General features: G+C 34.1%; 7 protein-coding genes. 3 read left to right on the top strand and 4 right to left on the bottom strand.

Annotated features, from left to right (window positions below; translation table 11 throughout):
• Positions 1–134: 134 nt before the first annotated feature.
• Both V7161_RS29570 and V7161_RS29565 read left to right on the top strand, forming a co-directional pair.
• Complete coding sequence (locus V7161_RS29570) at positions 135–1,136, top strand: permease (RefSeq protein ID WP_335716342.1); 1,002 nt, start codon at positions 135–137, stop codon at positions 1,134–1,136.
• A 15-nt stretch (positions 1,137–1,151) separates the two neighbouring features.
• Positions 1,152–2,078, top strand: coding sequence for a TIGR03943 family putative permease subunit (locus tag V7161_RS29565; RefSeq protein ID WP_335716341.1), 927 nt, complete (start codon positions 1,152–1,154; stop codon positions 2,076–2,078).
• A gap of 212 nt (positions 2,079–2,290) precedes the next feature.
• Here the strand turns inward: V7161_RS29565 and V7161_RS29560 are convergent, their stop codons facing one another.
• The 3 genes from V7161_RS29560 to V7161_RS29550 form a co-directional block, all read right to left on the bottom strand.
• Positions 2,291–2,590 carry a hypothetical protein gene (locus V7161_RS29560; RefSeq protein WP_335716340.1) on the bottom strand — a complete coding sequence of 100 codons (300 nt, stop codon included), beginning with the start codon at positions 2,588–2,590 and terminating at the stop codon, positions 2,291–2,293.
• Positions 2,591–2,777: 187 nt separating this feature from the next.
• Complete coding sequence (locus V7161_RS29555) at positions 2,778–3,272, bottom strand: GNAT family N-acetyltransferase (RefSeq protein WP_335716339.1); 495 nt, start codon at positions 3,270–3,272, stop codon at positions 2,778–2,780.
• Positions 3,273–3,441: 169 nt separating this feature from the next.
• The gene (locus V7161_RS29550; RefSeq protein ID WP_335716338.1) at positions 3,442–3,879 is read right to left on the bottom strand and encodes a GNAT family N-acetyltransferase; all 438 of its coding nucleotides are present in this window, start codon (positions 3,877–3,879) and stop codon (positions 3,442–3,444) included.
• Positions 3,880–4,072: 193 nt separating this feature from the next.
• Here V7161_RS29550 and V7161_RS29545 point away from each other — a divergent pair, with 193 nt between their 5' ends.
• A complete protein-coding gene (locus V7161_RS29545; protein WP_335716337.1) occupies positions 4,073–4,912 on the top strand; it encodes a tyrosine-type recombinase/integrase in 840 nt (279 codons plus the stop codon).
• A 587-nt stretch (positions 4,913–5,499) separates the two neighbouring features.
• Here V7161_RS29545 and V7161_RS29540 read toward each other — a convergent pair.
• Positions 5,500–5,907: a DUF4304 domain-containing protein gene (locus V7161_RS29540; protein ID WP_335716336.1), complete on the bottom strand. Its 408-nt coding sequence runs from the start codon at positions 5,905–5,907 to the stop codon at positions 5,500–5,502.
• Positions 5,908–6,185 lie beyond the last annotated feature (278 nt).

The raw sequence follows: 6,185 nt of genomic DNA, 5'->3' as shown, positions 1-6,185 counted from the left end.
AAATCGTAATTATTACGAATTAAATCTTATAACGATTATTGATTTATGTCAATCATCAAATTTTAATGAAATGAATTAAGTATAAGTGCATATCCATATGATAGGATTGATAGATTTGAGGAGGTAGACTTGTAATGACCTTTATAAATAAGATGTTTAAAGATAGTCTCGTTTTTCTATTATTTTGTTTATTCCTTTTTCTATTTCTGTTTGCGGAGGAGCTAAAAAACATCACTTTTTTTACTAGAATCCCTAGTACGTTTTTTAATGTAAATACCATTTTTCTTAGTATTATTTTAGAAGCCATTCCATTTATTTTACTCGGTGTATTTGTATCCGCTATTATCCAATCATTTGTTTCCGAAAATGTACTCAGAAGGGTTTTGCCCCGAAATGCCTATTTTGCCCTGATACCTGCTGCTTTACTTGGAATAATGTTTCCAATATGTGAGTGTGCCATCGTTCCTGTCGTTCGCAGGTTAATAAAAAAAGGCATGCCTTCACATGTAGGTGTTGTATTTATGCTCAGTGCTCCAATCTTAAATCCTGTCGTTTATGCGTCTACTTATTTCGCATTTAAAAGCACACCTTATGTAGCCAATGCAAGGATGTTTGTAGGATTTATTAGTTCCATTATTATTGGATTAATCATTTATAGACGTTTTAAAAGTGAAAATATTCTTAAGGCTCCGAAGGAGGACCATCACCATCACCACCACCACCAAAGAGGAAGTAAACTATTAGAAACCCTCTATCATGCAAGTGATGAATTATTTGATACAGGGAAGTATTTATTCATAGGTGCATTTCTTGCCAGTTTATTTCAAGCTTTCTTAGACAGAAATGTTCTCTTATCAATAGGGACAAGCACACCCTTTGCGCCAATGGCTATGATGGGACTAGGATACGTTCTTTCTGTATGCTCCTCAGCAGATGCCTTTGTAGCTTCGTCATTTGGTTCCGCTTTTACAGAAGGTTCCATCCTTGCATTTCTTGTTTTCGGTCCTATGATTGATATAAAAAACACCTTAATGTTATTCGGTTATTTTAAGAAAAAGTTTGTCATTTATCTACTTTTGGTAACTCCTCTTGTCGTCTATTTTTCAGTTTATATTTTTCAGCTATTTCTTTTATAGGGGGTGTATCCAAAGATGAAGACTCATAAAGTCCAAGACTTTTCTTTTCATCATCTTATCAGGGGAATTATTTTGATTGGATTTATGCTGCTTTTATTTAAATTACTTCTAACGAATAATATATCTCTTTTAATCGCTCCAAAAATGATTCGATTTATTTACTTTACTCTCTTTATATGTCTTATTCTTGGAGTTCTTTTGATTATAAGAGGAACTTCAGGGAAAGAACATTCTTATCATTGTGATTGTGATGGGAATCATACCTATCCTTCCTCCTTCGGGAAAAGTGTGTTTCTTTATTTATTGTTTATAATTCCTATAACTACAGGATTTCTTTTCTCGAACAATGTGCTGGGCAGCTCTGTTGCAATGAATAGAACAATTAAATTGGGAGCTACCTCTCAACCGCCTCAACAAAATAAAACTTTAAATAACAGTTCAAAAGTACAATCATCATCTAATACCAATAAATCTAATAAATCAACTAACACACAAAGTATACTTGATAATCAACCTGAGCCTTTAACTCAAAAAGAATATGATGCATTAAAGAATAAATTATTGAAGGCTAATATCATTAATATAGACGATAACCAGTATGTAAACATAATGAACATTATTCAAGATAATCTGAATGCTATGCTTGGAAAAACGGTAACCACAAAAGGCTTTGTGTATCGGGAAAAAGAATTTATGCAAAACCAGATTATTGTTGCTCGATTTGGAATCACATGTTGTGTTGCCGATGCCTCGGTTTATGGAATGATGGCAAAAGGAGAGGTAGCTGCATTACCGATAGATAAATGGGTTCAAGTAACAGGAAAAATTGAGCAAACCCAATTCAATGGGGAGACAATTCCCGTTATAAAAATTAGCCAGCTGTCAAAAATTACTGCTCCACAACAGCCCTATGTGTTTGATTTAGGCATTAAAATTGAATAGTCCTTGAGTCTTTTTGACAACTAATCCATTTCAAATTACTAATAAAAAAAGCCGATTTTCCTAATTGAGAAGATCGGCTTTCTATAACTTTGTGAAGAAATGTACTTAAACTAACCTGCTTCGTTAGTTCAACAAGAAAAAAGAGCTGCCAATCACAGCTCCATCTTAAACTCAAGCACCCATTAGTGAAAAGTAGCGAGTATTTACTTATTTCATTTTACTTTAGTAAAAAAGAAACCTGTTCCATTTTCTTGTGGAACAAACCCTTGTTGAGCTGAACTATTTTCCACCATATTTTGCTCTTCTACCGAAATAATTGTGGTAACATTTTTCCCTTCAGCTACATTACCTTCTCTACGATTTTGCTCTTCTACTGATATAACTCTGTATTGATCTCCGTTATTAGTGGCAGTTTGTGCAAATACCTTTGTACTTTGTAGGTCCTTCGCAAAACCAATTGATAATGCTAAAGCACCAGCAAATCCTATGGTCAAAACTAATTTCCCTTTCATTTAAAAACCTCCTAATGGTTCGATCTTGTACTAATAACATATTTTACCACATTTAAAACTATGTTACTTTAAAAATTTGTTACTCACACTAAACTGCTCCGTTAGTACAACAAGCAAAAAAAGACCGCCGCAGCGATCTATCTTGAACTCTTGCACCCGTTAGTTCAAGAACGTTTTTCTGTTTTATTTATTCAAGCACATACTTATAGAACTTTTTATCAACATGTAAAACTGGGAAATTCTCAGGCAAATCATTAAGACCTATACTTATAAATCCATTTTTTTCATAAAATCTATGAGCTGCTAAAAATTGCGGAGTAGTTCCAAGAAACACTGCTTTGATTGGACGTTCCTTTGCCCATTTAATTGCAGTATCTAATAAAAGACTTGCAGTTTTATATGTAGCTCCTCGATATTTTTTATTTACAAACATTTTCCTTAATGCGACTTGATTATTCCCTATGTCCAAAAGACTGATTGTACCAACGACATTTTTATCATAAAGAGCAACCCAAAAGTTACCATTACCTGTCTGATAATACTCTTCAATGGTAAACAAATCGGGCTGGTCATCCTTTGTTATCGATATATTGTATTCCTGTTGTTGGATTTGAAGAATTAAATCTACAACTTGAGCTTGATTCGCGTATGAGTATTCTTTCACAATAGGACTGTTGTTCATAAATCACACCGCCAAAATAATATTTTTACTAACTGTTTTCATTGTACTACAAGAAACCTCTTTTTAATTTCGTTCTTTCACTAACCTACACGTTAGCATAACAAGCAAAAAGACCGCCGTAGCGATCCATCTTGAACTCTTGCACCCGTTAGTGAAAGAAACCAGTTGCTTATAATGGCAAACTCATAGAAACTGTTCTTATATTAAAGCCCATTTTTTCGTAAAGTTTAATAGCTTGATTCCCTGCAAATGCACTTAGACGGACTTCAGAGTATCCATCTTGTCTTAGATGGTCAATGGCTGTTCTCATTAACTGTTTAGAAATTCCGTTTCCTCTAAATTCTTCTCTAACAAATAGTTCATAAATAAATCCATTCATCCTATCAGTAAATTGGTCTTTACTTGCCCCTATAAGAATCCAGCCCATTAATTTATCGTTCTCAGTTGCTATTAAATAATAGCTTCCCTTCTCCAGCAGTGCTTCAACAAGATGTTTGATTTTTTCATTTGTAGGTTTTACTTCACCTAATGTGCCATCAAATACAGCTAGGGGCGATAGTAAAATAATATTTTTAAGTTCTGAATCATTAGGTTTCCTAATTTCCATTAATAAAATCAGTCCTTCATATCGTTTTATTAAGTTTAGCATAATATTCCAGTAATCTTCTCTAAAAATCTAAAATTAAATTGGTTCCTTGTTCAAGAAACCTGCCCCGATAGTTGAATAGACTCTCCTGTTTCAATTTCGAGAATCAAGTCAATAATTCCTCTAAAAAAGAAAATTTAGGGAGAGATGTATTTTGTTATTGTCAAAGGCATGGGAAACATATGAATCGTATAAACGAATTGAAGGATTTTCGCCACAAACATTAAAAGCATATAAACTTCAAGCCACATTACTTATTAGATATTTTAAGGATGTTAAACTTAATACTATAACCACAGTTCAACTTAAAGAATACCTTGCAAAGTCAAGCGAAACCTTAAAACCTTCAAGTCTGGCTCACCGAATACGTTTTATGAAATCATTATTTCGTTGGTCACATGAGGAGGGTTATATTTCAAAAAATCCCGCCGCGAAAATAAAGGAACCTAAAGCAGGGAAACGAATTCCAAAGTTCCTAACAGAATTTGAAATTGAACATTTACGTGAAGCCTGCACCAGCCCATTGGAGAAGGCTTTGTTTGAATTCATGTTTTCCACTGGGTGCCGTATAGGAGAAATTGTTTCCTTAGAGAAGAGTAGAATTAATTGGTCTAACCGTTCCGCTATTGTGAGAGGAAAAGGGGATAAGGAGAGGGAAGTGTATTTTAACATCCGCTGCGAAATTTGGCTTAAACGATACCTTGATCAACGCCAGGATGGCGATGCAGCCATTTTTGTTACAGAACGGTATCCTCATCGAATGAGTATTGCCCAGATGAGATATATCATCAAACGAATTTCGAATCGGGCACGGATCAATAAATCAATTCATCCGCAACAGCTAAGGCACAGTTATGCCACTCATATGCTGAATAATGGCGCACCTCTTGAAGTTATCCAGAGCTTACTAGGTCATGAGAAAAGTGAGACAACAAGGATATATGCACAGTTAAGTGGGAGTTTAAGGCGAGAGCTTTATTGCAAGTATTTTTAAATTGAACTCATAAAAGCAATGCATTAAAAAGCATTGCTCTTCTTTAATTCTCGCACCCGTTTGTTTAAGTACAATACTTCACAATCTATATTATTTTGAGAAAATAAATTTTTTCATTCAAGAAAATTCCCCCTAAATTACTCGAACTAGACCCTTTTTACATATGTTATTTTTACCAATATACCTGATACAAAAAAAACAAAGTAAAAAATTACAGATACCAACATATTTTTTTGAGATATTTTATCGTAGTCACCAGACAGTAGATAATTATCTAAAGCAGTAAAATATCCACCAATTGAAAGGGATAACACCACAAAAAATCCCCATAATCTCCTACTTGTTGAGACTATATTTTTCGACTTATAAAGAGAATAAAACGCTATAATTAGTAGAAAAGTGGCACCAAGTGTACTATATTTTGCGAAAAAATCAGCTCGTATGTTAGTTATTGAGAAAAATATCATTTCCACACTCTATTCCAAAGATTTTTATTGAGTTAATCTGCCCCTTTGTTGAATATGAAAAAAGACCGCCTCAGCGGACCTTCAACTTAAACTATGCTCCCCGTTTGTAAGAGGCGACCACTATTTCAAGCCTTTGATTTTAATTTTATCCCAATATTTTTCTGCTTCAGGGATACAATCCAAGAGCTCATTTGCTACAGCATCAAAAATATCTTCATCAGCATCAGGTGCATCATACCTAAACCATTCTCCGCCATTAAGTCTCGGTCTGTTGTTTAAGTCGTGAGCAGTAACTTTATGCGGCGGAACTTTCTTACCCCAATGTGTGGTAACTCCATCTGGAGGACAAACTGCCACTTCGATAACGAATCCCCCGCCATATCTGTCAAATTGAAATGTTAGAAGGTCAATTTTATTTTCTTTGATACGACGGAAATGAGGAATTGAACCTTTAAACCCATTCTCTCTAAGAAAAGGTATTACTATTTTCTTTAAAGATGAAACCATACTATCTCTTTCAACTGCCATCTTTTAAACCTCACTACTTAAAATTAACTCTTTAGTAAATATTCTCTCTCGTATAAACATATTCCTTCTTCAACAATCCTGCATCCGTTAGTGCAAAAAAAGGATCGCCGCAGCCATCCCAGTCTCTAACTCTAACAATTATTAGTTAAAGCGAGTATTTTTCACAGCCCTCTTGTTTTTGACTTGAAAGGCTTAAATTTCTTTTTAACATCTTTCTTAATAAGCATTTGAAGGAAATATTGATAATTAATTGCAAAAGGATGGATAAGAAAAAAATT

It is taken from the genome of Neobacillus drentensis, assembly GCF_036965425.1.
Taxonomy (GTDB): Bacteria; Bacillota; Bacilli; order Bacillales; family Cytobacillaceae; genus Neobacillus; species Neobacillus drentensis_F.
Note: the sequence above shows the minus strand (reverse complement) of the source record. Positions and strands in the feature narration are given on the sequence as shown.

Bases quoted from the DNA above. Each gene is read 5' to 3' on its own strand.
- V7161_RS29555 (WP_335716339.1), bottom strand. From the start codon at position 3,272: ATGAACAACAGTCCTATTGTGAAAGAATACTCATACGCGAATCAAGCT.
- V7161_RS29560 (WP_335716340.1), bottom strand. From the start codon at position 2,590: ATGAAAGGGAAATTAGTTTTGACCATAGGATTTGCTGGTGCTTTAGCA.
- V7161_RS29565 (WP_335716341.1), top strand. From the start codon at position 1,152: ATGAAGACTCATAAAGTCCAAGACTTTTCTTTTCATCATCTTATCAGG.
- V7161_RS29570 (WP_335716342.1), top strand. From the start codon at position 135: ATGACCTTTATAAATAAGATGTTTAAAGATAGTCTCGTTTTTCTATTA.
- V7161_RS29550 (WP_335716338.1), bottom strand. From the start codon at position 3,879: ATGGAAATTAGGAAACCTAATGATTCAGAACTTAAAAATATTATTTTA.
- V7161_RS29540 (WP_335716336.1), bottom strand. From the start codon at position 5,907: ATGGCAGTTGAAAGAGATAGTATGGTTTCATCTTTAAAGAAAATAGTA.